A 23,818-nucleotide genomic window follows, 5' to 3' on the forward strand; every position below is an offset into this window, starting at 1 on the left:
AAACCCTTCAACATACATATAAAATAAATGTATTGACGGGAGCCCAGTCATGAAGGCCATTCCTAACTCAGGCACAATGGAATCCGCCAGCATCCGCCAGCTATTCAGTTACCCGTTCCGCATTTTCTTCCTGTCCATGAGCATTCTGGCGCTCCTGGTCATTCCGGTCTGGGTGATGCTGGTGACAGGCGCCCTCAGCCTGCCCCTGGCCATGCCGGGCATTTTCTGGCACCAGCACGAGATGCTGTTCGGTTTCCTGTCCGCTGCCATCGCCGGATTTCTGCTGACTGCCGTTTGTGTCTGGACCCAGACCCCTCGTACCCACGGCAGCAGACTCGTCGCTCTATGGGGCGTCTGGCTTGCCGGCCGGCTGTTGCTGGCCTTCGGCAGCAGCCTGCCGGACTGGCTGGTCCATACCGTCAACCTGGCATTCCTGCCCCTGGTAATGCTGGATGCGGGCTGGCGCATCTGGCATGCAAGACAAGAGCGGCAATTGTTGATCATGGTAGTACTGGGGCTATTGTGGCTGATGCAGGTCGGGTTCGTACTCGAACTGGACATGACCTACAGTTACGGCGCACTGATTATGGCCATGGCGCTGATCAGCATCATCGGCGGTCGCATCACGCCGGCATTTTCCTCAGGCTGGATGCGCCAGCAGGGCCTGGATCCCTCCTCCATCAGAATCGTGCCCGCCCTCGACCTGGCGTCACTGGTTGCGATGATTCTGCTCATGGCCACTTTGGTTCTGGGCTGGCAAACCGCCAGTGGCTTACTCGCCATCGGCGCGGCAATCCTGATGGCGGTTCGGCTGGTCGGCTGGAAGGGCTGGCTTACCCGCAGAGAACCATTGTTGTGGATCCTGCACCTGTCGATTCTCTGGGTTCCGGTGGCCTTGGCATTACTGGCCGGCACCCTCCTGGCAGACTGGCCCTCCAACGCCTGGAGCCACGCCGCCGGAGCCGGTGCGGTCAGTTGCCTCATTCTGGGCGTGATTGCCCGGGTATCCCTCGGTCACAGTGGCCGCCCCCTGATTTTGCCACGAGGCATGGTTCTGGCGTTCGTGGCCATTCATCTGGCCGCCGCCATCCGCGTGCTGACGGCACTGACCCTGATTCCCTGGCATCCGGGCATTGGCATCAGCACCCTGCTGTGGCTATTGGCCTTCGGTCTATTCCTAGTGCGCTATACGGGGATCCTGGCCTCGCCCAGACCGGATGGGAAAGAGGGGTGACCAAAGGAGGAAAAGCTGGCGGCCTCACGCCGCCAGTTTGTCTTTGGCCAGGTCGGCAAAAAACTCCCGGGCATGGCGGAAGCGATCAGCCGGAAAATGAATACTGATGCCCTCAAGCGCGGCCATGAGCATTTCCAGATGGGCATCCCAGCCGGCGCCGGCGATAGGAACCAGGTCGTCATTGGGCAGGGACACCGTCAATCGAAGCCGGGTCGCGCCAGAGGATTCGCCCAGGGGATCGAGGATCCAGGTGAGTGGCCGTTCCGGATCATCTCCGGCGCTCCAGGAATAGGCCAGAAGGCGCTGCGGCTCGCAGGCGCGGAGCCGGCAATCGATGGGCGTACCACTGTTGCCGAAATCCAGCTGAACCCTGCCCCCGGGATGCAACTGAATCACTCCCGGCGCCAGCCAGCGAGCGAGGCAAACGGAATCGGTCAACATCTCCCATACCCGCGCGGGTGAATGCTCGAGTTCTCGCTCCAGGTGAATTTCCACCCGGCCATCACGCAACTCCAAATCGCCTTGGATGATCAGATCTGTTTCATTCATACCAGTCTCCTCACGGCCTAGACCCGCAACTGACTCCAGACTAGCAATGCTCCCGGTGCCGGTCTTTGATGACTATCAATCGTCCAATCGTCGGCGCGCCGGCAATCATCCACTAAAGGTCAATAGCTCCTCGCCAGATTCGAGCTACAGTTAGAGTAAATCATTCTGTAACAGAGACACTGGCACTATGAACCCGGATCATTTTGACAAAGAAGACCTCATCAAGTGCGGGCATGGCGAACTCTTCAAGGGTTCCATGCGCCTGCCCATCGATGAAATGCTGATGGTCGATCGCGTTACCCACGTGAGCGCGGACGACGGCGCCTACGGCAAGGGCAGCCTTGTCGCGGAGCTCGATATCAACCCGGACCTCTGGTTCTTCAAGGTTCACTTTGTCGACGACCCGGTGATGCCCGGCTGTCTGGGTCTGGACGCGATGTGGCAGCTGGTAGGCTTCTACCTGGCCTGGAGCGGCGGTGAAGGCAAGGGCCGCGCACTGGGTGCGGGCGAGGTCAAGTTCTTCGGCCAGGTACTGCCAACCGCCAAGCGGGTGACTTACCGCCTGGACATCAAGAGGCTGATCAAGCGCAAGCTCACCATGGCCATTGCCGATGGCAGCATGGAAGTGGACGGGCGGGAGATCTATACCGCCAAAGACCTTCGGGTTGGCATGTTCACCTCCACCGATGATTTTTAGGAGTTAACAAGATGCGTCGTGTTGTAATTACCGGCATGGGGATCGTCTCCAGCCTTGGTACCAACCAGAAAGAAGTCACCGAGTCCCTCAGGGAATCCCGCCCCGGCATCGGGTTCAGCGAAGAGGCACGGGATAACGGTCTGCGCAGCCACGTCTGCGGCCAGATCAACCTGAACCTGTCGGAATTGATCGACCGGAAGCTCTTTCGCTTCATGTGTCCAGCGTCCGGCTACGCCTACCTGGCCACCCGTGAGGCCATTGAGCAGGCCGGCCTGAGCGAGGAACACATCAAGGCCAACTCCACGGGCGCCATTTTCGGCACTGGCGGCGCGTCCACCGTGGAACTGCTGGATGCCATCGATACTCACCGGGAAAAAGGCATTCGTCGGGTTGGCCCCTACCGGGTACCCCGCACCATGGGCAGCGCGATCAATGCCTCCATTGCCACGGCGTTTGGCATTACCGGCGTGAATTACGGCATCACGTCGGCCTGTGCCACCAGCGCCCATGCCATCGGCCATGCCGCCGACCTGATCGCCCTGGGCCGTCAGGACATTATGCTGGCTGGCGGCGGTGAAGACATTCACTGGAGCCTCAGCCTGCTGTTCGACGCTATGGGTGCGTTGTCCACCAAGTACAACGAAACGCCGGAACTCGCCTCCCGCACCTACGACAAGGACCGGGACGGATTCGTCATCTCCGGCGGCGGCGGAACCCTCGTACTGGAGGCACTGGAGCACGCGGAAGCCCGTGGCGCGACCATTCTGGGTGAACTGGTAGGGTTCGGCGCCACGTCCGACGGCGCAGACATGGTGGCCCCCAGTGGCGAGGGCGCTATTCGCTGCATGCAGCAGGCCATGAAAAATGTCGAAGGTGACATCAGCTACGTGAACACCCACGGCACCAGCACGCCTGCCGGGGACGTCACCGAACTGAAAGCCCTGAAAGAGACCTTCGGGGACAAGATTCCCCCGCTGAGTTCGACCAAACCCCTGTGCGGCCATGCACTCGGCGCGGCCGGTGTGCACGAGGCCATCTACAGCCTGATCATGCAACGCGAAGGCTTTATTGCACCGTCGGCTAATATCCAGAATCTGGATGAAGGCGCCGAAGGTTACCCGATCGTGCGGGAACGGATGGACAACCAGAATCTGGATCTGGTGATGAGCAACAGCTTCGGCTTTGGCGGCACCAACGCGACACTGGTGTTCAGGAAAGTCTGACGGAGCGGTATTCAGCCGGTGACGTTCCCATCCAGCGCTTGAACGCCCGGCTGAATGCGCTCAATTCGGAGAACCCAAGCTGCTCGGCTATTTCAACCAGCGGCTTGGTTTTATCCTGCATGTAGGTAAGCGCCTGCTTACGCCGGACATCTTCCAGCAAACGCGCAAACGTAAGACCTTCCCGCTTCAGCTTCTTATGCAGGGTGTAACGGCTCATGTGCAGCTGAGACGCCACAACCTCCACGCCCACCTTACCTCGAGCGAGCTGAACGCTGATCAGCGAACTTACCCGCGCACTCAGGTTTACCCGCGCCACTTCCGGCCTCAGAGGCTCTGATGCCATGCAAAACTCCTCCCTTAACACAATATGGCCCAACAAGACACGGCGCCCAGCGTACACTTGTTAGCTGAAAATAATCAATAATACCTTTGAGTAGGATCAAGGGGGCACCGGATCGTTTGCGGCAAAATGCGCGCACTCACGCCTGCGCCCCAGGCCATCATTACGATCGAACCGATCCCACGGAGTCATCATGAACCCCCCTGAACTGCTCGCTCCCGCCGGCACCCCGGACCACCTCGAAACAGCTTTCGCCTACGGCGCCGATGCGGTTTATGCCGGACAACCACGGTACTCGCTGAGAGTAAGAAACAATAGTTTCAAGGACGTTGCAGCGCTTGGCGCGGGCATAGCGAGAGCCCATGAGCTCGGCAAGCAATTCTACCTGGTGTCCAACATCGCCCCCCATAACGACAAGGTGCGGACCTACCTGAGGGATCTGGAACCGGTGCTTGCCCTGAAACCCGACGCTCTGATCATGTCCGACCCCGGACTGATCATGCTGGTGCGCGAGAAGTGGCCGGATCAGCCCATCCACCTCTCGGTTCAGGCCAACGCCGTCAACTGGGCAACCGTTGAGTTCTGGCGCCGACAGGGCATCAGCCGTGTGATCCTGTCCCGCGAACTGGCGCTCGACGAGATCCGCGATATCCGGGAGCGAGTGCCGGAGATGGAACTGGAGGTGTTTGTCCATGGCGCGCTCTGCATGGCTTACTCCGGACGCTGCCTGCTGTCGGGCTACATGAACCATCGCGATGCCAATCAGGGCGCCTGCACCAACGCCTGCCGATGGAACTACAAGGAAGTCAGGCACCACCAGGATCAGAACGGCGACCTCATCCCCACCAGTGCCGACAACACCGTTGAGCAGGTATCGCCCCGGGAAATTCTTCTGGAGGAACCCAACCGCCCGGGTGGCTTCATCCCCGCCTATGAAGATGAGCATGGCACCTACATCATGAATTCCAAAGACCTTCGTGCGGTCCAGCACGTGGCGGAGCTGGCAGCCATGGGCGTGCACTCCCTGAAAATAGAAGGGCGCACCAAGAGCACCTATTATGTTGCCCGCACCACCCAGGTCTACCGCCGCGCTATTGATGAAGCCGCGAAGGGTATTCCTTTCGATATGGGCCTGATGGATGAGCTGGAAGCCATGTCAAACCGGGGCTACACTGAAGGCTTCCTCCGCCGCCATCCTCCGAGTGAATACCAGGCTTACGAGCACGGCTCGTCGACGCTCGGCACCCAGCAGGTCGTTGGCGCCATCAGGGACGACGACGGGCAATGGCTGACCATCGAGGTAAAGAACCGGTTCGCAACGGGAAATCCGCTGGAACTGGTCACCCCGGCTGGCAATCTCCGCTTTGCCGCCGAGACCATGGAAACCCTGAAAGGGAACAAAGTGGACTGCGCTCCAGGCAGCGGCCATACCGTCCGGATTCCCCGACCCGACGGCCTGCCGGCCAACCTGGATCACAGCTATCTGACCAGACTGTTGCACACGGAGGCCTGACTTGTGCGCCCAATCATCCCGCTCACCCTGACGTGGCTGTTGATCGCCAGCTCCATGACCTCTGCCGAGGTACTCTCAACCCGTGAAGCCATCCGGCAGCAAACCGGCGCGTTCATGGACATGATTGCCAACGGGCGGGTTGTCGCCGCGTACAACAGCCTGCGCCCGTTCCTGGGCGTTGACGCCGGCGCCTACGACGAATCAGCCAAAGAGGCCGCAACCTATTTTCAACAGGTTCGGCAACAGGCCGGCGAACCGGTGGGCAGCTCGCATGTGACCACGGAAGTCATCGCCAGCGACTTCACCCGGGAAACCTGGCTGCAGAAGTTCGAGGCCGCCGCCATCGCCTGGCGTTTCACCTACTACCAGCCAGACGTGAGCGGGTGGAAACTGATGGGCGTCAGCTACTCGACGGAACTGGATGCCCTGTACCACTCCCCCGATTAGCCATTCGTCGAACGTCGTACCAAACCTATCGGCCCAATAACCACTGCCTTGGTGCCGCCCACCCTGATTACGGTATAATCACCGCGCGCTCAATTTAATACCTGACTAATTTACTCTGGTATTGTATAATCGCTCGCCAGAAGCAGCGGGTTCAGCCGGTTTTTTCCGTTTGCAAACAGCAGCCGGCCAACATTGCCCGTCATCCAAAAACCGATTGCAGGGCGTACTCACGGAGTGAGCGACCACTGCAACACCCAAACTGATGACATCCGCCCGGCGGCCAGACTGAACAGGCCGCCGGCACACCAAGGGCCACAAGGCCCGTGATGAGAGAATACGGAGCGACGATCATGGCGACCACCGACAAAGAGGTGAACGAGCTGATCAAACGGGAATACGAACACGGTTTCGTGACTGACATCGAAGCCGACACGTTCGAGCCCGGCCTGAATGAAGACGTAATCGCCCGCCTGTCCGGGATCAAGAAGGAACCGGAGTGGATGCTGGAATGGCGTCTGAAGGCGTATCGTCGCTGGCTCGAAATGGAAGAGCCAGACTGGGCGCATGTGGGCTACCCGAAAATCGACTACAACGCGATTTCCTATTATTCCGCGCCCAAGCGTAAAGAAGACATGCCCCAGAGCCTGGACGAAGTGGATCCGGAACTTCTGAAGACCTATGAGAAGCTCGGCATCCCCCTGCATGAGCGTGAAAAGCTCGCTGGCGTTGCCGTGGATGCGGTCTTCGATTCCGTGTCCGTTGCCACCACCTTCAAGGAGCCGCTGGCCAAGGCCGGCGTAATCTTCTGCTCCATTTCTGAAGCGATTCAGGACTACCCGGAGCTGGTTAAGAAATACCTGGGTTCCGTGGTCCCTGCCGGCGACAACTTCTTTGCCGGACTGAACTCCGCGGTCTTCTCCGACGGCACATTCGTGTACGTTCCCAAGGGCGTGCGCTGCCCCATGGAACTGTCCACCTATTTCCGGATCAACGCCGCCAATACCGGCCAGTTCGAGCGCACGCTGATCATCGCCGAGGACAGCAGCTACGTCAGCTACCTCGAAGGCTGCACCGCGCCCATGCGCGACGAAAACCAGCTGCATGCAGCCGTGGTTGAACTGGTGGCACTGGACGATGCCCAGATCAAGTACTCCACGGTGCAGAACTGGTACCCGGGCGATGAAGAAGGCAAGGGCGGCATCTTCAACTTTGTGACCAAGCGCGGCGCCTGCATCGGCAAGAATTCCAAGATTTCCTGGACCCAGGTCGAGACCGGTTCAGCAGTCACCTGGAAATACCCAAGCTGCGTTCTGCGCGGTGAGAACAGTGTGGGTGAGTTTTATTCCGTCGCACTGACCAACAATTTCCAGCAAGCCGACACCGGCACCAAAATGATCCACCTGGGCAAGAACACGTCCAGCACCATCATTTCCAAAGGGATTTCAGCCGGCAAGAGCTCCAATGCCTACCGCGGCCTGGTCAAGTTCGGCCCGGGCGCCGAGGGGGCCCGCAACTTTACCCAGTGCGACTCCCTGCTGATCGGTGATCGCTGTGGGGCCCACACGTTCCCCTACATTGAGAGCAAGAACAAGTCCGCCATCGTTGAGCACGAGGCGACCACCTCCAAGGTCAGTGACGAGCAGATGTTCCTTTGCCGTCAACGCGGAATCGAACCAGAGCAGGCCGTATCCATGATTGTTAACGGCTTCTGCAAAGAGGTGTTCAAGGAACTCCCGATGGAGTTCGCGGTGGAAGCGGGCAAGCTCCTTGAAGTAAGCCTCGAAGGCTCGGTTGGTTAAACGCAGCGCCGCCCCAGGACACTGACAAACGAATTCATACAGATTAACGAAGAGAGAACCCGACAAATGCTGAGCATCAAGAACCTGCACGCATCCGTTGAGGGCAAAGAAATCCTCAAGGGCATCAACCTGGAGATCAAGGCCGGGGAAGTACACGCCATCATGGGCCCGAACGGCTCGGGTAAGAGTACCCTGTCCCAGGTGCTGGCAGGCAACGAGGCATTTGAAGTCACCAGCGGCGAAGTCAACCTTAACGGCGAGAACCTTCTTGACCTGGAAACCGAAGAGCGGGCGCGCGAGGGTATCTTCCTGGCATTCCAGTACCCGGTGGAAATTCCTGGCGTCAGCAACCTTCAGTTCCTGCGCACCGCGGTGAATGCCATGCGCGCCCACAAGGGCGAGCCGGAAATGAACGCGGCAGAGTTTATGAAGCTGGCGAAGGAAGTGTCCACGCAGGTCGACCTTGACCCGGCCTTCCTCAAGCGGGGCGTCAACGAAGGCTTCTCCGGCGGTGAGAAAAAACGCAACGAGATTCTTCAGGCGCTGTTGCTGCAACCCAAACTGGCCATCCTGGATGAAACCGACTCAGGCCTCGACATCGACGCCCTCAAGGTAGTGTCCGACGGCGTCAACGCCCTGCGCTCGGAAGATCGCGCCATCCTCATGGTGACCCACTACCAGCGCCTGCTTAACCACATCGTTCCCGATCACGTGCACGTACTGGCAGGCGGCAAGATCATCAAGTCCGGCGGCCGTGAACTGGCCCTGGAACTGGAAGAGCGCGGCTACGGCTGGCTGGGCATCAACGATGAAGAAACTGCCGACAGTTCAGCCAACTAAGGAGACCGTGGAATGAAACCCGCACCAACTCTTTCCACCGCGTTTCTGCACCCGGCCGGACAATCCCTGCCGGAGCCGCTGCTTGCCCTGCGCAAGCAGCGTGGCACTGCGCTGGTCGACATGCCGCTGCCAACGCGGAAGACGGAAAACTGGAAGTACTCCAGCAAGTACCTGAAGCTGACCGACGACATGGCTATTTCCCTGCCAGCCGAAGGTAAGGCCGGCAGCAGCCTCGCGGTGCCCGGTTACAAGGTGGTATTCCTGAATGGCGTCATGATGCCGGAGGCGAGCGAGTATCCGGATCTCGACGGCATCTCCATTCAGAATTTCGGCGACCTTTCCGACGAGGAAGCGACCGAATTGGCTGACCGTCTGGACAGCACCCTGGACAACAAGGCCGTGCAAATGGCCCGTCTGAACTCGGCCCGCTTCGAGGATGGCCTGCTGATCCGCCTGAAGCCGGACGCGGTTCTCGATCAGCCGCTGTTTATTGTCCATGAAGTCACAGCAAGCGCGAGCGGTTCTGCGTTTCCGAGAATCTTTGTCGACGCCGGCCGGCACAGCCAGATCACCCTGGTTGAGGAGTATATTTCCAGCGGCTCGGAAGCCGTGATGGTCAACACGGTCACGGAATTCAACCTGGCCGACGGCGCCAACGTCACCAGCGTGCGCCTGAACATGGAAGGTGAAAACGTGCAGCACATCGGCGCTACCGGCGTTCGCCAGCAACGCAGCTCCCGCTTCGAGAGTCACTGCGTCGGTTTCGGTGGCCCCCTGCGCCGCCACGACCTGCAGGTTCGCCTGGAAGGTGAAGGCGCGGAGTGCAAGCTTAACGGGGTGGTCGTCACCCAGGGCAAACAGCACTACGACAACCACACCAACATCGAGCATGTCGCGGCCCACTGCAACAGCGAAGAGACCTACCGCAACATTGCGGCCGACCAGTCTCACGCGGTCTTCAATGGTCGCATTCATATCCATCAGGACGCCCAGAAGTCCAATGCCGATATGAACAACAAAAACCTGCTGCTGTCCAACGGAGCAGAGATCGATACCAAGCCGGAGCTTGAGATCTACGCGGATGATGTGAAGTGCGCCCACGGCGCCACCATCGGCCAGCTGGATGAAATCTCCCTGTTCTATCTGGTCTCTCGCGGTATCGGTCGGCGCCAGGCCAACGTGCTGTTGACCATGGCCTTTATCAATGAGCTGGTCGAACAGATTCCGGTGGAAGCAGTTCGCGACACCGCACAAACGCGGCTGAACCAGTTCTTCGACCAGACCTTCGAGGAGGCGTAACCGGTTATGACCGATCTCTCCGTGGCAAACGCAGCCAATAAGCCGGCGTTCGACGTTGAAGCGATACGCCGGGACTTCCCCATCCTGTCACAACAGGTGAACGGGAAGCCCCTGGTGTATCTGGACAATGGCGCATCGGCCCAGAAGCCGCTGGCGGTGCTGGATGCCATGGACCGTTATTACCGGGAAATGCACTCCAACGTGCACCGGGGTGCGCATACCCTGGGGGACCGGGCAACGGCAGCGTTCGAAGGTGCCCGGGAAACCGTTCGCGACTTCCTGAACGCGGACAGCACCCGGGAAATCATCTGGACCCGAGGCACCACCGAGGCCATCAACCTGGTCGCCAACGGCCTGGCCAATCGCCTGAAGCCCGGCGATGAGATCCTGGTCAGCCAGATGGAACATCACGCCAATATCGTGCCCTGGCAGATGCTCGCCGAGCGCACCGGCGCGAAAGTGGTGCCGATCCAGATCACGCCGGATGGCGAGCTGGATCTGGAGTCCTTCACCAGCCTGCTGAATGAGCGAACCCGGATCTTTGCGATCACCCACGTCTCCAACGTTCTGGGTACCGTGAACCCGATCGCGGCATTGATCGAACAGGCCAAGGCCCACGGCATTCTCACCCTGGTGGACGGCGCCCAGGCGGTTCCCCACTATCAACCGGACGTACAGGCGCTGGGATGCGACTTTTACGTGTTCTCGTCCCACAAGCTGTTCGGCCCCACCGGCATTGGCGTGCTCTACGGCAAGGCCCAGTTGCTGGAGGAAATGCCGCCGTATCAGGGCGGCGGCGAGATGATTGAGCGGGTGTCCTTCGAACGCACTACCTGGAACACCCTGCCCTACAAATTCGAAGCCGGAACGCCCGCCATTGCCGAGGCGGTCGGCCTCGGCGCCGCCATTGATTACCTGGGTCGCCTGGACCGGCACGCGATGGAGGCTGCGGAAACCGCCCTGCTTGAGCGCGCCAACCAGCTGGTCGAGACGGTACCGGGCATGGAAATCATTGGTACCGCGAAACAGAAAGTGCCGGTCATGTCCTTTAAAATTGCCGGTCTGCACCCCAGTGACATTGGTACGCTGCTGGACCAGCAGGGCATCGCCATTCGTACCGGCCATCACTGCGCCATGCCGTTGATGGATTTTTATGGAGTTCCCGGTACTGCCCGGGCCTCCTTTGCGTTCTACAATACTTTGGACGAGGTGGAACAATTGTTCGCCGCCCTGCAGAAAGTCCAGCGCCTGTTTGCCTGATGGAGGTGGAATTATGACAGCCGAAGTCTTCACCCCGACGGTCGCCGTCACCATGACACCCAGCGCCGTCAAGCACGTGCGCAAGCAACTCGACAAGAAGCCGGAGGCCAAGGGCATCCGGCTGGCTATCAAGAAAAGTGGCTGCTCCGGTTTCAAATACGAGACCCAGTGGGTCGAGGAAGTCGCTTCCGACGACAGGGTCTTCCACATTGATGGCGTCGACGTGTTTGTCAAAGAGGAACACCTGCCCCTGGTCAACGGCATCGAGATCGATTTCGTGACCGAGGGCGTGAACTCCCTCTTTCAGTTCCGCAATCCGAATGCCACCGCCGAGTGTGGCTGCGGAGAAAGTTTCACCGTTGCCTGAGCCGTGCTGAACAGCAGCTCTCAGGTAGACAACAGATAACAGCGAGGCCAGTCTGGGCATGCAAGAACGGGAAGTGGTCCTGACCAAACGTGAGGTGGAAGCCCGCCTTGTTCCTGCCGGAACCGAAATCATGATCCCGGCGGATACCTTTGTGACCATCACACAGTCACTGGGCGGCACCTTCACAGTGGCAGTCAACGGCAACCTGGCCCGCATCGAAGGCCACGACGCCGATGCGCTCGGCAAACAACCCCTGGAAAGCAGCTTCGAGACGCCCGAAGATGGGAGTGTCAACGAGAACCAGGTGTGGGAAGCGCTGCGCAACTGCTACGATCCGGAAATTCCGGTCAACGTGGTGGATCTGGGCCTGATCTACGAGTGCCAGATCAACAATGGCACCGAAGACGGCAACCATGTCTACATCAAGATGACCCTGACGGCCGCCGGTTGCGGCATGGGTCCGGTGATCTGTGAGGACGTCCAGCGCAAGGTCGAACACGTCCCCAATGTGGACAAGGTAACCGTGGACCTGACCTTTGACCCGCCGTGGAGCAACGACATGCTCACCGACGAAGCCAAGCTTGAACTGGGAATGCTGTAATGACCGCTAGCGAACAGGACTTCAAGAACAACCCGCTGGGCACCGAAACAACCCTTGACGATGTGACCGACGCCTTCGACTTTCTCGACGACTGGGAAGAGCGCTACGCGTATATCATCGATCTGGGCAAACAACTGCCGGCGTTCCCGGATGAAGCCCGCGTGGAAGAGAATTACGTGCATGGCTGCCAGAGTCAGGTCTGGCTGATCCACTACTTCGATGAAGACACCGGAAAACTGTATCTGCTGATCGATTCGGATGCGATGATTGTCCGCGGGCTTGCGGCGATCATCCTGGTGGCACTAAACGGGAAATCCCCGAGAGAACTGCTGACCACGGACATCGACGAGCTGTTCGAAAGCCTGGACCTGTTCCGCCACATCTCTCCGACCCGCGGCAACGGCCTGCGGGCAATGGTTGGCAAGATTCGCGACATCGCCGCTGCCGAAGCGGCCTGACGGACCAGCCGCTCCTCTCCGGCCCGACATCACCAGACGATGGCGATGTCGTCCCGCTGGATATTTACCTGATTGCCGATCGTCGGCATGCGACCGTTACTGAAGTCCGGGTGCACATTGTTAAGCGTTACCGACAACTTCGCATCCCGGAGTTCCGGGGTGCCGCCCAGGGAATCAAAGTAACGGGCACTCCGATACAGGTGCAGTTCATCACCCGGGCGGAGTCCGGCCGTCGCCCCGGAGGCCAGGGTCACGGTATTGCCGTCGACACGGGTCACGCGGGTCATGAACGGCTGGCACGCCAACGCACCACTGACTTCACGAACCATCTGATCCAGCACGCCGTTCACCGCCTCACCGTAGGCCGTATGCTGGAATCCCGCTGAACCGAATCCATCCGATGCCCCGGGCCCGGCGTCCCACTCGGCCGTCGTGGAAAACTGTTGCTGGAATACCGGCGAACCACTGAACCCGTCAAAGATCATCAGGTCCACCACAAAACGCCGATTCTGATCGACCGCACCAATACCCCGCTGCATCCGGTCCAGCACCGACGTGCCCCAGGCCGAGGGATCGGCGACTCCGAGATCACGTATGACCCCGGTCACCACAAATTGCACACCCAACTCGCGGGCGAGCTGAAGCACGTTGGTCAACCGGTTATCACCCTGCTGGACCGTCGGGGCATTCAGCAGATCGTCGAACATCCGGGTGGTGGTTGCGCCAAAGACCTGCAACTCATTGCTAGCCCGCAGCCGATCCTGGAGTTGCTGCGGCAAGATCTCGCCGGCGTCATCAATGCGACCGATGCGGGCCTGGTCCGGATACAGCACAGGGAATCCCGTGATTGCCACCCGTTTTCTCAGGCTGACCGCCTCGCCGGCCGCGCAACGGCCACCCCGGCCCTCGGACATGTCCGCGCGCACGGTTACCCGCAACAGATTACCGCTCTGATACTCGTCCACCACGCGGGCATTGCGGGCCCGGGCATTGGCAGCGACCTGCATGCGGGATTCAGTGACCACACCATTCTCCATGGTATCCCGGGTACTGACCCGGGCTTCGTACTGCAGGGCAAGGTCCCGCAGGGCTGCCTGACGGGCATCGGCGCGCGCCGACTCCACATCCCCATGGACAATGGTGCCGTGGCCGACGCCCTCAAGCACAATGGCGTGAACAGTGCCGGTAAAAGCCAGTACCGTCGCCAACAGAATGCATCGTAGTACCCTGAATAGCACCATGAAATAAAGCCTCAAAATGCCTGCGGATCAGTCAAGATAGTACAGAGAGTCGACACCCTTACTCTGGACGTCGCCGATGCTGTCGTTATCCCGTGGCATGGGGATCGGGCACAAATCCTGGACCTGATCATCCGCGACCTTCGACACACAGGCGCGGAACCTCGGCTCCAGTTTCAGTTCCATCACGGTTTCAACCACGCCGTCGCTGTGCTCGTTCACTGCCACCATTTTGGCGCCGCGAATGTAGCTGTCGACATAGGTACGGAAGGTGTCATTGCGCAGGACAAAGTCATTCACCGTGGAGCTGCCGTAAATGACCGTCCCGTACACACGCTCGGCAAGATTGCGATAGGCATCAAGCTGCGACGCCCGCCTGGCCAACAGTCGTTTGCGGGTGTTCAGGCGGTCCCTGGAGGCATCCTCATAGGTGCCGAAGCCGCTGACCCGAACGGTAATCGGTTCCAGTTGGGCGTCACGCTGATCCGCATCCTGATACCCGCCATTCGACGCACACGCGCCGAGTGCCAGGGCAAGAACGGGAACAACTATCCTGCGAAGGTTCATTTCCACTCTCCGAAAAACATCATTTCCGGATCGCCATGAAAGATTCACGCCAGTTTCCCTAAGCCACTGATATTCCTGCCCACAAACCATCACATCCCAACCCCGGATTCCGGAGCGGCAAAAAACTGCCTCCGTTTACATATCGAAAACAAACCGTTACCGCTTAGGTCATGCTTCGCCCCGGGTTCTGCTCTAACCTCTTATTTCCAAGACATTTATCAGCATTATTGCCCGCTCTCGTAACAGGACACTTCATAAATGCATAACAACCGCCTGACCAAACTGTCCCTGGCCATTGGCCTGTCTGTGGCCTCTGCCTCCGTGCTGGCCAGCCCCCAGCAATTCATGTCGGCCCGCTCATTCGCAATGGGTGGCACCGGTGTGGCGACCGCCCACCCCGCTGACGCAGCGGCCACGAATCCGGCCATGATGGCAGGCAACCATCACGACTGGTCAGACGATTTCGGCCTGATACTGCCGTCGGTAAATGCCCGGGCAGCGGACGAGGAAGAAACCATTGATCAGGTCGATGACATTCAGGATGTGATCGACCAGTTTGAATCGGCGATCTCCGGTTTCGACCCGAATACCGACGATCCCCAGAGCATCCAGGACAGCGCCGCGGACCTCCGTGATCGTCTGGTGAACTTTGATCAGGATACCGTGCGGGTCAACGCCGGGCTGGGCCTGGCCCTGGCGATACCCAGCAAAACGATCTCCGTTGGTTTCTTCACCAACGCCAACCTGACCGCCACGGTTCGTGGCGAACTCGATGACAATGACGAAGCCCTGCTCGACGCGGTTGCCAGCGCGGCCACGGCACAGGATGTCGACAACGCCCTCGATAATGTGACCAATACCGATGGCAGCCTTCAACTGGACTCCCGGGGACGGATTCTGGCCTCGGCGGTCGGAGAAGTGGGCATCAGTTTCGCCCGGCAGTTTGAGCTGAACAACGGCGACCGATTCCAGCTCGGCCTGTCGCCCAAGCTTGTGGAACTTCGCACGTTCCAGTACACCGAAACGGTTTCCGGGTTTGAAGACGACGACTTCGACGCCGATGAAAACCAGACCGACAAGAGCGGTTTTAACGTCGACATCGGCGCTGCCTACCGGTTTGGCGAGGATCGCCAGTGGAACGCCGGACTGACCGTCAAGAACCTGATCCCGATGGAACTGGATTCTGCCCGGAGCAAGCCGGCCCTTGAGCAGCAGTACACCCTGAAACTCGACCCCATGGTTACCGCGGGTATCGCCCACAACAGCGAGTACCACGTCATCACCGCCGAGCTCGACCTGACCAAGAAAGAGGCCTTCGGCTACGAGGACGACACCCAGTGGCTGGCCCTGGGTGCGGAATTCGATGCCTACCGTTATGCCCAGTTGCGGGTCGGGGTGCGCCACAACCTGGCCAGCAATGACAACAACGACGGCATTGAGGAAGAGACCCAGTTTACAGCCGGTTTTGGTCTGAACCTGATGGGCGTGCGCATGGATCTGGGCGCACTCTACAGCGACGCCGACGTGGGCGCGGCCCTGGAGTTCGGCACCGAATTCTGACCCCGCACAGTGTGGTCAACAAAGCCCGCCCGGTTTTGACCGGCCGGGCTTTTTCTGTGTCTGCCGCCTCTGGTTTGCCTCTCCCCTTCAGGAGCCGGATAATCCCCGGATTGACTACTTGAGAGGAAACTACCCGTTCATGCAAACCTATCTGGTTGGTGGCGCTGTCCGTGATGAACTGCTGGGTCTGGAGGTCAAGGATCGGGACTGGGTCGTTGTCGGGGCCACTCCCGACAAGATGCTGGATCGGGGCTTCAAACAGGTGGGCGCGGATTTCCCGGTCTTCTTACACCCCGGTACCCGCGAGGAATATGCCCTGGCCCGTACTGAGCGCAAGCAGGGCCACGGCTATCACGGCTTCAGCGTTTACAGCGCGCCCGATGTCACCCTGGAGGAGGATCTCAAGCGTCGCGACCTCACCATCAATGCCATGGCCAGAAGCGAACAGGGCCAGATCATCGACCCGTTCCACGGCCGGCAGGATATCGACAAGCGCCTGTTGCGCCACGTTTCCGAGGCGTTTTCCGAAGACCCCCTGCGGATTCTCAGAACCGCCAGATTTGCCGCCCGGTTCCAGCCCCTGGGCTTCCGGGTGTGCGAGGAAACCATGGCCCTGATGCGCCGGATGGTGGCATACGGAGAAGTGGACCATCTCGTGGCCGAACGGGTGTGGCAGGAGTTCCAGCGGGCCCTCCATGAACAGGAGCCAGTTGCCTTCTTCGAAGTGCTGAGGGACTGTGGCGCGCTCGCCAGCCTGATACCGGAACTGACACAGGAAGGCCGGTTCGAGCAGGCCATGGCAGCGCTTCGCTGCAGCCATGGCGAGCAGGGCTCAACCGAAGAACGCGTTGCCGCACTCATGTCTCCGGTCCCCAAGCCTGACTGCGAGCGGCGCATGGCCGCGCTCAAAGCGCCGAACGACTGCCAGAATCTGGCCTGCCTTGTGGCGGAGTTCATCCCGGCCATCCGTCATCCGGACGCCACCGGTACCGGCCTAATCTCGGCCGAGAACCTGCTTTCGTTACTTGACGCAGCTGACCTCTGGCGCCGTCCGGAACGATTTGCGGCGCTGCTGAAGGTGTTGGCCTGCGCCCTGCCGAAATCGGACCAGCCTACCCTCCAACTGCTGGAACAGAGTGCCAATTGCGCATCCGGCGTAGAGCCGAGAACGCTGATGGCTGAGGGATTCAAGGGCAAGGCACTGGGCGAAGCAATCCGCCATGAGCGCCTGCGTCGTATAGAGCAGGCACTGTCCCACTCTTCCAACTGAGGAACCATCATGGCCGATACCGCTCCCGTTGCCCTGATAACCGGCGCTGCCCATCGCCTGGGCGCAAGAACCGCTCAGGCCCTGCACGACCGCGGCTGGAACACTGTCATTCACTACCGCAGCCGAAGGGAACAGGCCGAGACGCTGGCAGCCAGCCTGAACCGGATTCGCCCGGAGTCAGCCACTGCCCTGCAGGCGGATCTGAGCGACCTCGATCAGGTCCGGAGTCTCGGTGAAGTGTCGGCCGCCCAATGGGGCAGGCTGGACGGGCTGGTGAACAATGCCTCCGTGTTTTATCCCAACGCCACCCCGGAGGCGCGCCCTGAAGACTGGGACGCCATTCTCCATACCAACCTGAGGGCGCCGTTCTTTCTGCTCCAGTCATGCCTTCCGGCGCTTCGAGAGCAGGGCGGCAGTGTGGTCAATATGATCGATATCTACAGCGAAAAGCCGCTGACCGACCACCCGCTGTATTGCGCCAGCAAGGCCGGACTCGCAGCGCTGACCCGGTCCTGGGCCAAGGACCTGGCACCGGCCATCCGGGTTAACGGGGTGTCGCCCGGGGCAATCCTCTGGCCGGAAGGCGATGCCTCGGTCGACGACAGCCACCAGCAGACGATCCTGAACAAGACGCCGATGGCAAGGACTGGCCAGCCTGATGATATCGCCCGGACCATTGCCTTCCTGATGTGCGATGCGCCCTTTGTGACTGGCCAGATCCTGCCGGTGGATGGTGGACGTAGCCTGAACATGTGACCGCTGCTTTGGTCCCTTTGGCCGTTCGGCGCTTTCCGGATACAATGGCGGCAGAGTCCCATTCTGTCCGCGCGGTCACCCCGGGATCCGCGCCCAATCGAACCGGAGAACACCCATGCGTGATGTCGTCATCGTTGCAGCCAAACGTACTGCCATCGGAACCTTTGGTGGTGGCTTGTCGAGCCTGCGCGCCGACCAGTTAGGCACCGCGGTCATCAAGGCCATCCTGGAAGATACCGGCGTCCCCGCTGATCAGATTAATGAAGTCGTGCTCGGCCAGGTTCTGACCGCAGGCTGCGGCCAGAACCCGGCCCGTCAATCCTCGATCAACGCAGGCATCCCGGCATCCGTACCGGCCATGACCATCAACAAGGTCTGCGGCTCCGGCCTGAAAGCCGTTCATATGGCGGTCCAGGCGATTCGCTGCGGCGACGCCGAACTGATGATTGCCGGCGGTCAGGAGAGCATGAGCCAGGCCCCCCACGTCCTGCCTAACAGCCGTAACGGCCAGCGCATGGGCAACTGGAACATGGTCGACACGATGATAACAGACGGCCTCTGGGACGCCTTCAACGACTACCACATGGGCGTTACGGCCGAGAACATTGTCGAGAAGTATGGCATCAGCCGTGAGGAGCAGGATGAGTTTGCCGCTGCCTCCCAGCAGAAAGCGGTGGCCGCGCGCGAAGCCGGTTATTTTGATGGCCAGATCGTACCGGTGTCGATCCCCCAGCGGAAAGGCGATCCGATCGTGGTCAGCGAAGACGAAGGTCCACGGGACGGCGTCACCGGCGAAGGCCTGGGGAAATTGCGTCCGGCGTTCAAGAAAGACGGCACCGTTACCGCGGGCAATGCCTCGTCCCTGAACGATGGGGCCGCAGCGGTGATGGTGTGCAGTGCCGACAAGGCCAAAGAGCTTGGGCTGACCCCGCTTGCCACCATCAAGGCGCACGCCAACGCCGGAGTGGATCCGACCATCATGGGTACCGGCCCGATCCCTGCCAGCCAGCGCTGCCTGAAACTGGCGGGCTGGAGCGTTGACGACCTCGACCTGATTGAAGCCAACGAAGCCTTCGCCGCCCAGGCTATCTCCGTCAACCGGGATCTGGGCTGGGATACCAGCAAGGTGAACGTGAATGGCGGCGCCATTGCCCTGGGCCACCCGATTGGCGCCTCCGGTTGCCGGGTCCTGGTATCGCTGCTGCATGAAATGGTCCGGCGCGACGCCCACAAAGGCCTCGCCACCCTGTGCATCGGCGGTGGCATGGGCGTTGCCCTGGCTGTCGAGCGCTGAGCGCGATGCTGAATGTGGTGCTGTACGAGCCGGAGATTCCGCCGAACACGGGGAACATCATCCGGCTGTGCGCCAACACGGGCTGTCAGCTGCATCTGATCCAACCCCTGGGGTTTACCCTGGAGGACAAACAGATGCGGAGGGCCGGGCTGGATTACAGCGAGTACGCCACCGTCCGGATACATGAGAACTATCAGGCTTTTCTCGACACAGAGCAGCCAAAACGGCTGTTCGGGCTCACAACCAAGGCCAGCCGTCGGTATCATGAAGTGAGTTACCGGGCCGGTGATTACCTTATGTTTGGCCCCGAGACCCGGGGTTTACCCGCCAATGTGCGGGAAGGCCTGGCACCGGAGTGTCGGCTGAGAGTGCCGATGCGAAGGGAGAGCCGCAGTCTTAACCTGTCCAATACCGCAGCTCTGGTGGTTTACGAAGCCTGGCGACAACTGGGATTTGAGGGTGCCATCTGAGCCCCTGTTCCAGACATAAAAAAACCGGCCGAAGCCGGTTTTTTTATACAAGGTCGGGCAGATTCAGTGGGTCTGCTGCTCTTCCTTGGCCTCACCCGCTGCTTCGTCTTGCTTGCGCTTGAGCGCCTGGGCGTAAATCGCGTCGAAATTCACCGGCGCCAGCATCAGGGCCGGGAAACTACCCTTGCCAACGATGCCATCGATGGCTTCACGGGCATACGGGAACAGAATAGTCGGGCAATAGGCGCCCAGCATCTGGCCCAGTTGCGCGCCCTCAATACCCTGCACCAGGAATACACCCGCCTGCTGGATCTCGACGATGTAGGCAACCTTCTCACCCACCTTGGCGGTAACCGTCAGGGACAACACCACTTCATACTGGTTGTCGCTTACCTTGTTGTGCGAGGTGTTCAGATCCATATTGACCTGCGGCTTCCACTGCTCCTGAAACACCAGCGGAGAATTCGGTGATTCGAAAGACAGGTCCTTCACATAGATGCGCTGAAGGGCAAACTGGGGTTGGTTTTCGTTTTCACTGCCTGCTGCGGCTTGCTGATTCTCAGCCATGTTCAGTCCTTTCGTTCTCGATCAGGGGCTCTGGGCCCGTTGTTATGAAGTGTGCTGCCGGAACAGTTTACTGCGTGGCTCCGCCGGCTAATGTGAAACAGTGCGGCAGATTCCGGTTCAGATCAAGGGCCAGCCAGCACCGTTACTTTTTCACCAGGGGCAGGTTGCTGGCCTTCCAGTCGGCCACACCGCCATTGAGCCGGACCACATTCGAAAAGCCTTCGGCATTTAGTTGCTTCACTGCCATGGCAGAATGCTGGCCCATCTTATCGGCAACAATGATCTGCTTCTCCTTGAACTTGTTCAGCTCCGCCGCGCGGCTCTTGAGGCTGTTCAGGGGAATATTGACCGAACCGGTAATCCGGCCTTCGCCAAACTCCTTCCGGTCGCGGATATCCACCACCACGGCCTCATCCTTGTTGATCAGCGTCACAGCCCCCTGCGCGGATATTTTTGCCCCACCCCGGCGGGACTCAAGCAACAGGATGGCCAGCAGGAACGCCACGAACAGCGACACAAGAATGTAGTGGTTAACAACGAATTCGAACAAGCGATCCATGAAAATACCCTGAAAAATAATTTGGCAGGATTATACACACCCGGGCCCGGTCACAGAAGGCGGCCGACATGGCTTGTGCGAATGAAAACGGTTAGAATCTGCACTCCCGTTTACTTACATTTTCACCAAACCGGATGAAGTGATGACCGCGACCCGCAAGCCGACTGCACTCATTATCCTGGATGGCTGGGGCCACCGTGACCCGGCTGAAGACAACGCCATCAGCAACGCCAGCACGCCGTTCTGGGACAAGCTCTGGCAGAACCAGCCCAAGACCCTGATCAACACCTCGGGTATGTTTGTCGGGCTGCCCCAGGGCCAGATGGGCAACTCGGAAGTCGGACACATGAATCTGGGCGCCGGTCGTGTCGTCTACCAGAGCCTGACCCGCATCGACAAGGATCTTGAGGACGGCACCTTCCAGAAGAATGAGGTGCTCTGCGCCGCCATCGACAAGGCGGTCAGCAGCGGTCGCGCGGTTCACCTGATGGGCCTGATGTCGCCCGGCGGCGTTCACAGCCACGAGGACCACATCATCGCCGGCGCCGAACTGGCCGCAGCCCGGGGCGCGAAAGAAGTCTACATCCACGCCTTCCTTGACGGCCGGGACATGCCGCCACGCAGCGCCAAGCCCTCCCTGGAAAAAGCCGCTGCCCGGCTGGCAAGCCTGGGCGTTGGCCGGGTCGCCTCCATCGTAGGCCGCTACTATGCCATGGACCGCGACAACCGCTGGGACCGCGTGGAAGCCGCTTACAACCTGATGACCCAGGGCACTGCCGAATTCACCGCTGCGGACCCGGTAAGCGGCCTTGAGCAGGCGTACGAGCGCGGCGAAAACGACGAATTCGTAAAACCAACCCGGATTCACGCCGCTGGCGAGCCTGAAGGCACCATCAACGACGGCGACACCGTTTTGTTCATGAACTTCCGCGCCGATCGTGCCCGCGAGATGACCCGCACCTTCGTCGAGCAGGATTTCGACGGCTTCGACCGCCGGAAGCACCCGGAACTGGCCGATTTTGTGATGCTCACCGAGTATGCGGCAGACATCAAGACCAGCTGCGCCTACCCGCCCGAGCAACTCGTCAATGGCCTGGGTCAGTACGTCGCCGACCAGAACAAAACGCAGCTGCGCATTTCGGAAACTGAAAAGTACGCCCACGTCACCTTCTTTTTCAACGGCGGCCTTGAGACCCCGTTCAACGGCGAAGACCGTATTCTGGTGCCTTCCCCGAAGGTGGCCACCTACGATCTGCAGCCGGAAATGAGCGCGCCGGAAGTCACGGACAAGCTGGTTGAGGCTATCAGGAGCGGCAAGTACGACCTGATCGTGTGCAACTACGCCAACGGCGATATGGTCGGACACACTGGCAAACTGGACGCCGCCATCAAGGCTGCCGAATGCCTGGACGAGTGCGTCCGGCGTGTGGTCGAAGCCCTCGACGAAGTCGGCGGTGAATCGCTGATCACGGCGGACCACGGCAACTGCGAGCAGATGACCGACCCGGAATCCGGCCAGGTCCATACTGCCCACACCATCGGCCCGGTTCCGCTGATCTACACCGGTCCGCGCAAGGTGTCCCTGCTGGATGATGGCAGCCTGAGCGATGTCGCCCCGACCCTGCTGACCCTGATGGGTATGGACCAACCCGAGGAGATGACCGGACACAGCCTGGTCAAAATCGATTGATCTCAGGGCAGATAGCCATGCTGCAGTCGCTATCGGCCGTGGCGCTCGCTCTGTTACTGGGCGCAGCGCCGGCATACGCTCAGGACGAAGTCACACCGGCCCAGATCGAAGACCTCAAGGAACGAATAGAGGACATCGACGACTGGCTGGCCGATGCCGAGGACGATCGTTCTTCCCTGGAGCGCCAACTGGCCTCGACTGAGCGCAAAATCAGCACCTTAACCCGGGAGCGTCGGTCACTGCGCCAGCAGGCCGCCGAGCAGCAACAACGCCTGCGCGTCCTCAAGGATGAAGAACAGAGCCTGACCCGCACCCTTGATCGCCAGCGCGAGAGCCTGAAGCGTCAGATTCGGGCCGCCTGGATGGAAGGCGACGCCCCGGCGGTCAAGGTCCTGCTGAACGAAATCGATCCGGACCGGATCGCCCGGACCATGACCTACTACGAATACCTGAGCCGGGATACCGTCGACCGTCTGGAAGCCTTTCGCAAGAGCTTGCAGGAGCTCAAGGAAACCCGGGCCAACGTCCAGGCGACCCGGGTACAACTGGCCAGAACCGAAGCGGACGTCGCCCAGCGACAGGAACAGCTCGCCCAATCACGCAAGGAGCGTGAGGAAACCCTGGCAGCCCTGAACGCCGACATTCGGAATCGCCAGAGCGAGCGTGAGGAACTGGCGTCGGATCGAAAGCGCCTGGAGCAGCTCCTCAAGGAAGTTCAGCAGGCAATTGCCAGCATCCCCTCCCCCAACGAGTCACAGCCCTTCGGCTCTCTAAAGAAAAAACTACCCTGGCCCGTGCGAGGCAAAGTGCACAGTGGCTTTGGTGACCGCTACGCCGACGGCAAGCTTCGCCGCAACGGCCTGTTGATCGGCACCGGCGAGGACGCCGAAATCAAGGCCATCCATTATGGGCGCGTTGTATTCGCCAATCGGCTCAGGGGTTTTGGCCTGATCACCATCATTGATCACGGTGATGGCTACATGACACTCTACGGCCACAGTAGCAGCCTATTTACCAGCCCAGGCGACTGGGTGGCGGCAGGCGAACCGATTGCGCTGGCCGGGCGTACCGGCGGCACCGAAAGCCCGGCGCTTTACTTTGAAGTGCGCCACAACGGCAAGCCTGACAACCCCAAACGGTGGCTGGCCAACTGAAGCGCAGCATGAGGGCTGACAAACGCCCCAGCTAACGCCATACTGTCGGAAATCAGGGAATCCAGT

The 23,818-nt window shown here is 60.1% G+C and carries 25 protein-coding genes; 19 read left to right on the forward strand and 6 right to left on the reverse strand.

The window, feature by feature from the left end; translation table 11 throughout:
* Positions 1 to 49: 49 nt before the first annotated feature.
* Positions 50 to 1,234, forward strand: a complete 1,185-nt coding sequence (locus KZO34_RS06655; RefSeq protein WP_219474752.1) for an NnrS family protein — start codon at positions 50 to 52, stop codon at positions 1,232 to 1,234.
* 24 nt (positions 1,235 to 1,258) lie between these two features.
* Here KZO34_RS06655 and KZO34_RS06660 read toward each other — a convergent pair whose 3' ends face one another.
* On the reverse strand, positions 1,259 to 1,783 hold the full coding sequence (locus tag KZO34_RS06660; RefSeq protein WP_219474754.1) for an SRPBCC family protein: 525 nt from the start codon (positions 1,781 to 1,783) through the stop codon (positions 1,259 to 1,261).
* 187 nt (positions 1,784 to 1,970) lie between these two features.
* Between KZO34_RS06660 and fabA the strand changes: the two genes are divergently transcribed.
* Complete coding sequence (gene fabA, locus KZO34_RS06665) at positions 1,971 to 2,480, forward strand: bifunctional 3-hydroxydecanoyl-ACP dehydratase/trans-2-decenoyl-ACP isomerase (RefSeq protein ID WP_219474758.1); 510 nt, start codon at positions 1,971 to 1,973, stop codon at positions 2,478 to 2,480.
* Positions 2,481 to 2,491: 11 nt separating this feature from the next.
* Positions 2,492 to 3,703, forward strand: a complete 1,212-nt coding sequence (fabB, locus tag KZO34_RS06670; protein ID WP_219474761.1) for a beta-ketoacyl-ACP synthase I — start codon at positions 2,492 to 2,494, stop codon at positions 3,701 to 3,703.
* Here fabB and KZO34_RS06675 read toward each other — a convergent pair.
* Positions 3,690 to 4,046, reverse strand: coding sequence for a helix-turn-helix transcriptional regulator (locus KZO34_RS06675; RefSeq protein ID WP_219474764.1), 357 nt, complete (start codon positions 4,044 to 4,046; stop codon positions 3,690 to 3,692). The two genes, fabB and KZO34_RS06675, sit on opposite strands and share 14 nt — an antisense overlap.
* 190 nt (positions 4,047 to 4,236) lie before the next feature.
* On the opposite strand from KZO34_RS06675, the gene trhP reads away from it, so the two are divergent.
* From trhP to KZO34_RS06720, 9 genes are all read left to right on the forward strand, one after another.
* On the forward strand, positions 4,237 to 5,556 hold the full coding sequence (gene trhP / locus KZO34_RS06680; protein ID WP_219474767.1) for a prephenate-dependent tRNA uridine(34) hydroxylase TrhP: 1,320 nt from the start codon (positions 4,237 to 4,239) through the stop codon (positions 5,554 to 5,556).
* Positions 5,557 to 5,559: 3 nt separating this feature from the next.
* Positions 5,560 to 6,003, forward strand: coding sequence for a hypothetical protein (locus KZO34_RS06685; RefSeq protein WP_219474771.1), 444 nt, complete (start codon positions 5,560 to 5,562; stop codon positions 6,001 to 6,003).
* A 350-nt stretch (positions 6,004 to 6,353) separates the two neighbouring features.
* The gene (gene sufB, locus KZO34_RS06690; protein ID WP_219474774.1) at positions 6,354 to 7,802 is read left to right on the forward strand and encodes a Fe-S cluster assembly protein SufB; all 1,449 of its coding nucleotides are present in this window, start codon (positions 6,354 to 6,356) and stop codon (positions 7,800 to 7,802) included.
* Between the two features lie 66 nt (positions 7,803 to 7,868).
* Positions 7,869 to 8,642, forward strand: coding sequence for a Fe-S cluster assembly ATPase SufC (gene sufC, locus KZO34_RS06695; protein ID WP_219474778.1), 774 nt, complete (start codon positions 7,869 to 7,871; stop codon positions 8,640 to 8,642).
* A 12-nt stretch (positions 8,643 to 8,654) separates the two neighbouring features.
* Positions 8,655 to 9,941: a Fe-S cluster assembly protein SufD gene (sufD, locus tag KZO34_RS06700; RefSeq protein WP_219474780.1), complete on the forward strand. Its 1,287-nt coding sequence runs from the start codon at positions 8,655 to 8,657 to the stop codon at positions 9,939 to 9,941.
* Between the two features lie 6 nt (positions 9,942 to 9,947).
* Positions 9,948 to 11,201 (forward strand): aminotransferase class V-fold PLP-dependent enzyme, encoded by a 1,254-nt coding sequence (locus tag KZO34_RS06705; RefSeq protein ID WP_219474783.1) that lies wholly within the window; start codon positions 9,948 to 9,950, stop codon positions 11,199 to 11,201.
* Positions 11,202 to 11,214: 13 nt separating this feature from the next.
* On the forward strand, positions 11,215 to 11,568 hold the full coding sequence (locus tag KZO34_RS06710) for a HesB/IscA family protein (protein ID WP_219474787.1): 354 nt from the start codon (positions 11,215 to 11,217) through the stop codon (positions 11,566 to 11,568).
* Between the two features lie 58 nt (positions 11,569 to 11,626).
* On the forward strand, positions 11,627 to 12,169 hold the full coding sequence (gene sufT / locus KZO34_RS06715; protein ID WP_219474790.1) for a putative Fe-S cluster assembly protein SufT: 543 nt from the start codon (positions 11,627 to 11,629) through the stop codon (positions 12,167 to 12,169).
* On the forward strand, positions 12,169 to 12,627 hold the full coding sequence (locus tag KZO34_RS06720) for a SufE family protein (RefSeq protein WP_219474792.1): 459 nt from the start codon (positions 12,169 to 12,171) through the stop codon (positions 12,625 to 12,627). The genes sufT and KZO34_RS06720 overlap by 1 nt, the downstream gene beginning before the upstream one ends.
* A gap of 29 nt (positions 12,628 to 12,656) precedes the next feature.
* On the opposite strand, the gene KZO34_RS06725 is transcribed toward KZO34_RS06720, so the two are convergent.
* A complete protein-coding gene (locus KZO34_RS06725; RefSeq protein WP_219474795.1) occupies positions 12,657 to 13,868 on the reverse strand; it encodes a flagellar assembly protein T N-terminal domain-containing protein in 1,212 nt (403 codons plus the stop codon).
* Between the two features lie 27 nt (positions 13,869 to 13,895).
* Positions 13,896 to 14,432: an LPP20 family lipoprotein gene (locus tag KZO34_RS06730; RefSeq protein WP_219474798.1), complete on the reverse strand. Its 537-nt coding sequence runs from the start codon at positions 14,430 to 14,432 to the stop codon at positions 13,896 to 13,898.
* A 258-nt stretch (positions 14,433 to 14,690) separates the two neighbouring features.
* On the opposite strand from KZO34_RS06730, the gene traF reads away from it, so the two are divergent.
* From traF to trmL, 5 genes are all read left to right on the forward strand, one after another.
* Complete coding sequence (gene traF / locus KZO34_RS06735) at positions 14,691 to 15,992, forward strand: conjugal transfer protein TraF (RefSeq protein WP_219474801.1); 1,302 nt, start codon at positions 14,691 to 14,693, stop codon at positions 15,990 to 15,992.
* A gap of 139 nt (positions 15,993 to 16,131) precedes the next feature.
* Positions 16,132 to 17,262: a multifunctional CCA tRNA nucleotidyl transferase/2'3'-cyclic phosphodiesterase/2'nucleotidase/phosphatase gene (locus KZO34_RS06740; protein ID WP_219474805.1), complete on the forward strand. Its 1,131-nt coding sequence runs from the start codon at positions 16,132 to 16,134 to the stop codon at positions 17,260 to 17,262.
* A gap of 9 nt (positions 17,263 to 17,271) precedes the next feature.
* Complete coding sequence (locus KZO34_RS06745) at positions 17,272 to 18,018, forward strand: pteridine reductase (RefSeq protein ID WP_219474808.1); 747 nt, start codon at positions 17,272 to 17,274, stop codon at positions 18,016 to 18,018.
* A gap of 115 nt (positions 18,019 to 18,133) precedes the next feature.
* On the forward strand, positions 18,134 to 19,312 hold the full coding sequence (locus tag KZO34_RS06750) for an acetyl-CoA C-acetyltransferase (protein WP_219474811.1): 1,179 nt from the start codon (positions 18,134 to 18,136) through the stop codon (positions 19,310 to 19,312).
* 5 nt (positions 19,313 to 19,317) lie between these two features.
* Positions 19,318 to 19,782, forward strand: a complete 465-nt coding sequence (trmL, locus tag KZO34_RS06755; protein ID WP_219474815.1) for a tRNA (uridine(34)/cytosine(34)/5-carboxymethylaminomethyluridine(34)-2'-O)-methyltransferase TrmL — start codon at positions 19,318 to 19,320, stop codon at positions 19,780 to 19,782.
* Positions 19,783 to 19,845: 63 nt separating this feature from the next.
* Here the strand turns inward: trmL and secB are convergent, their stop codons facing one another.
* On the reverse strand, positions 19,846 to 20,349 hold the full coding sequence (gene secB / locus KZO34_RS06760) for a protein-export chaperone SecB (protein WP_219474818.1): 504 nt from the start codon (positions 20,347 to 20,349) through the stop codon (positions 19,846 to 19,848).
* A gap of 142 nt (positions 20,350 to 20,491) precedes the next feature.
* A complete protein-coding gene (locus tag KZO34_RS06765; RefSeq protein WP_219474820.1) occupies positions 20,492 to 20,908 on the reverse strand; it encodes a rhodanese-like domain-containing protein in 417 nt (138 codons plus the stop codon).
* A gap of 142 nt (positions 20,909 to 21,050) precedes the next feature.
* Here KZO34_RS06765 and gpmM point away from each other — a divergent pair, with 142 nt between their 5' ends.
* Positions 21,051 to 22,598: a 2,3-bisphosphoglycerate-independent phosphoglycerate mutase gene (gene gpmM / locus KZO34_RS06770; protein ID WP_219474824.1), complete on the forward strand. Its 1,548-nt coding sequence runs from the start codon at positions 21,051 to 21,053 to the stop codon at positions 22,596 to 22,598.
* 17 nt (positions 22,599 to 22,615) lie between these two features.
* Positions 22,616 to 23,752 (forward strand): murein hydrolase activator EnvC family protein, encoded by a 1,137-nt coding sequence (locus tag KZO34_RS06775; RefSeq protein ID WP_219474827.1) that lies wholly within the window; start codon positions 22,616 to 22,618, stop codon positions 23,750 to 23,752.
* Positions 23,753 to 23,818: the final 66 nt, after the last annotated feature.

The organism is Marinobacter sp. F4206 (genome assembly GCF_019392195.1).
Lineage (GTDB): Bacteria > Pseudomonadota > Gammaproteobacteria > Pseudomonadales > Oleiphilaceae > Marinobacter.

What these genes read in the sequence shown, in the direction of transcription:
- traF (WP_219474801.1), top strand. Translation starts at nt 14,691, where the DNA reads ATGCATAACAACCGCCTGACCAAACTGTCCCTGGCCATTGGCCTGTCT.
- fabB (WP_219474761.1), top strand. Translation starts at nt 2,492, where the DNA reads ATGCGTCGTGTTGTAATTACCGGCATGGGGATCGTCTCCAGCCTTGGT.
- sufT (WP_219474790.1), top strand. Translation starts at nt 11,627, where the DNA reads ATGCAAGAACGGGAAGTGGTCCTGACCAAACGTGAGGTGGAAGCCCGC.
- KZO34_RS06740 (WP_219474805.1), top strand. Translation starts at nt 16,132, where the DNA reads ATGCAAACCTATCTGGTTGGTGGCGCTGTCCGTGATGAACTGCTGGGT.
- KZO34_RS06725 (WP_219474795.1), bottom strand. Translation starts at nt 13,868, where the DNA reads ATGGTGCTATTCAGGGTACTACGATGCATTCTGTTGGCGACGGTACTG.
- sufC (WP_219474778.1), top strand. Translation starts at nt 7,869, where the DNA reads ATGCTGAGCATCAAGAACCTGCACGCATCCGTTGAGGGCAAAGAAATC.
- sufB (WP_219474774.1), top strand. Translation starts at nt 6,354, where the DNA reads ATGGCGACCACCGACAAAGAGGTGAACGAGCTGATCAAACGGGAATAC.
- KZO34_RS06745 (WP_219474808.1), top strand. Translation starts at nt 17,272, where the DNA reads ATGGCCGATACCGCTCCCGTTGCCCTGATAACCGGCGCTGCCCATCGC.
- KZO34_RS06655 (WP_219474752.1), top strand. Translation starts at nt 50, where the DNA reads ATGAAGGCCATTCCTAACTCAGGCACAATGGAATCCGCCAGCATCCGC.
- KZO34_RS06675 (WP_219474764.1), bottom strand. Translation starts at nt 4,046, where the DNA reads ATGGCATCAGAGCCTCTGAGGCCGGAAGTGGCGCGGGTAAACCTGAGT.
- KZO34_RS06775 (WP_219474827.1), top strand. Translation starts at nt 22,616, where the DNA reads ATGCTGCAGTCGCTATCGGCCGTGGCGCTCGCTCTGTTACTGGGCGCA.
- gpmM (WP_219474824.1), top strand. Translation starts at nt 21,051, where the DNA reads ATGACCGCGACCCGCAAGCCGACTGCACTCATTATCCTGGATGGCTGG.
- secB (WP_219474818.1), bottom strand. Translation starts at nt 20,349, where the DNA reads ATGGCTGAGAATCAGCAAGCCGCAGCAGGCAGTGAAAACGAAAACCAA.
- trmL (WP_219474815.1), top strand. Translation starts at nt 19,318, where the DNA reads ATGCTGAATGTGGTGCTGTACGAGCCGGAGATTCCGCCGAACACGGGG.
- trhP (WP_219474767.1), top strand. Translation starts at nt 4,237, where the DNA reads ATGAACCCCCCTGAACTGCTCGCTCCCGCCGGCACCCCGGACCACCTC.
- KZO34_RS06705 (WP_219474783.1), top strand. Translation starts at nt 9,948, where the DNA reads ATGACCGATCTCTCCGTGGCAAACGCAGCCAATAAGCCGGCGTTCGAC.
- KZO34_RS06750 (WP_219474811.1), top strand. Translation starts at nt 18,134, where the DNA reads ATGCGTGATGTCGTCATCGTTGCAGCCAAACGTACTGCCATCGGAACC.
- KZO34_RS06730 (WP_219474798.1), bottom strand. Translation starts at nt 14,432, where the DNA reads ATGAACCTTCGCAGGATAGTTGTTCCCGTTCTTGCCCTGGCACTCGGC.
- KZO34_RS06765 (WP_219474820.1), bottom strand. Translation starts at nt 20,908, where the DNA reads ATGGATCGCTTGTTCGAATTCGTTGTTAACCACTACATTCTTGTGTCG.
- sufD (WP_219474780.1), top strand. Translation starts at nt 8,655, where the DNA reads ATGAAACCCGCACCAACTCTTTCCACCGCGTTTCTGCACCCGGCCGGA.
- KZO34_RS06720 (WP_219474792.1), top strand. Translation starts at nt 12,169, where the DNA reads ATGACCGCTAGCGAACAGGACTTCAAGAACAACCCGCTGGGCACCGAA.
- fabA (WP_219474758.1), top strand. Translation starts at nt 1,971, where the DNA reads ATGAACCCGGATCATTTTGACAAAGAAGACCTCATCAAGTGCGGGCAT.
- KZO34_RS06710 (WP_219474787.1), top strand. Translation starts at nt 11,215, where the DNA reads ATGACAGCCGAAGTCTTCACCCCGACGGTCGCCGTCACCATGACACCC.
- KZO34_RS06660 (WP_219474754.1), bottom strand. Translation starts at nt 1,783, where the DNA reads ATGAATGAAACAGATCTGATCATCCAAGGCGATTTGGAGTTGCGTGAT.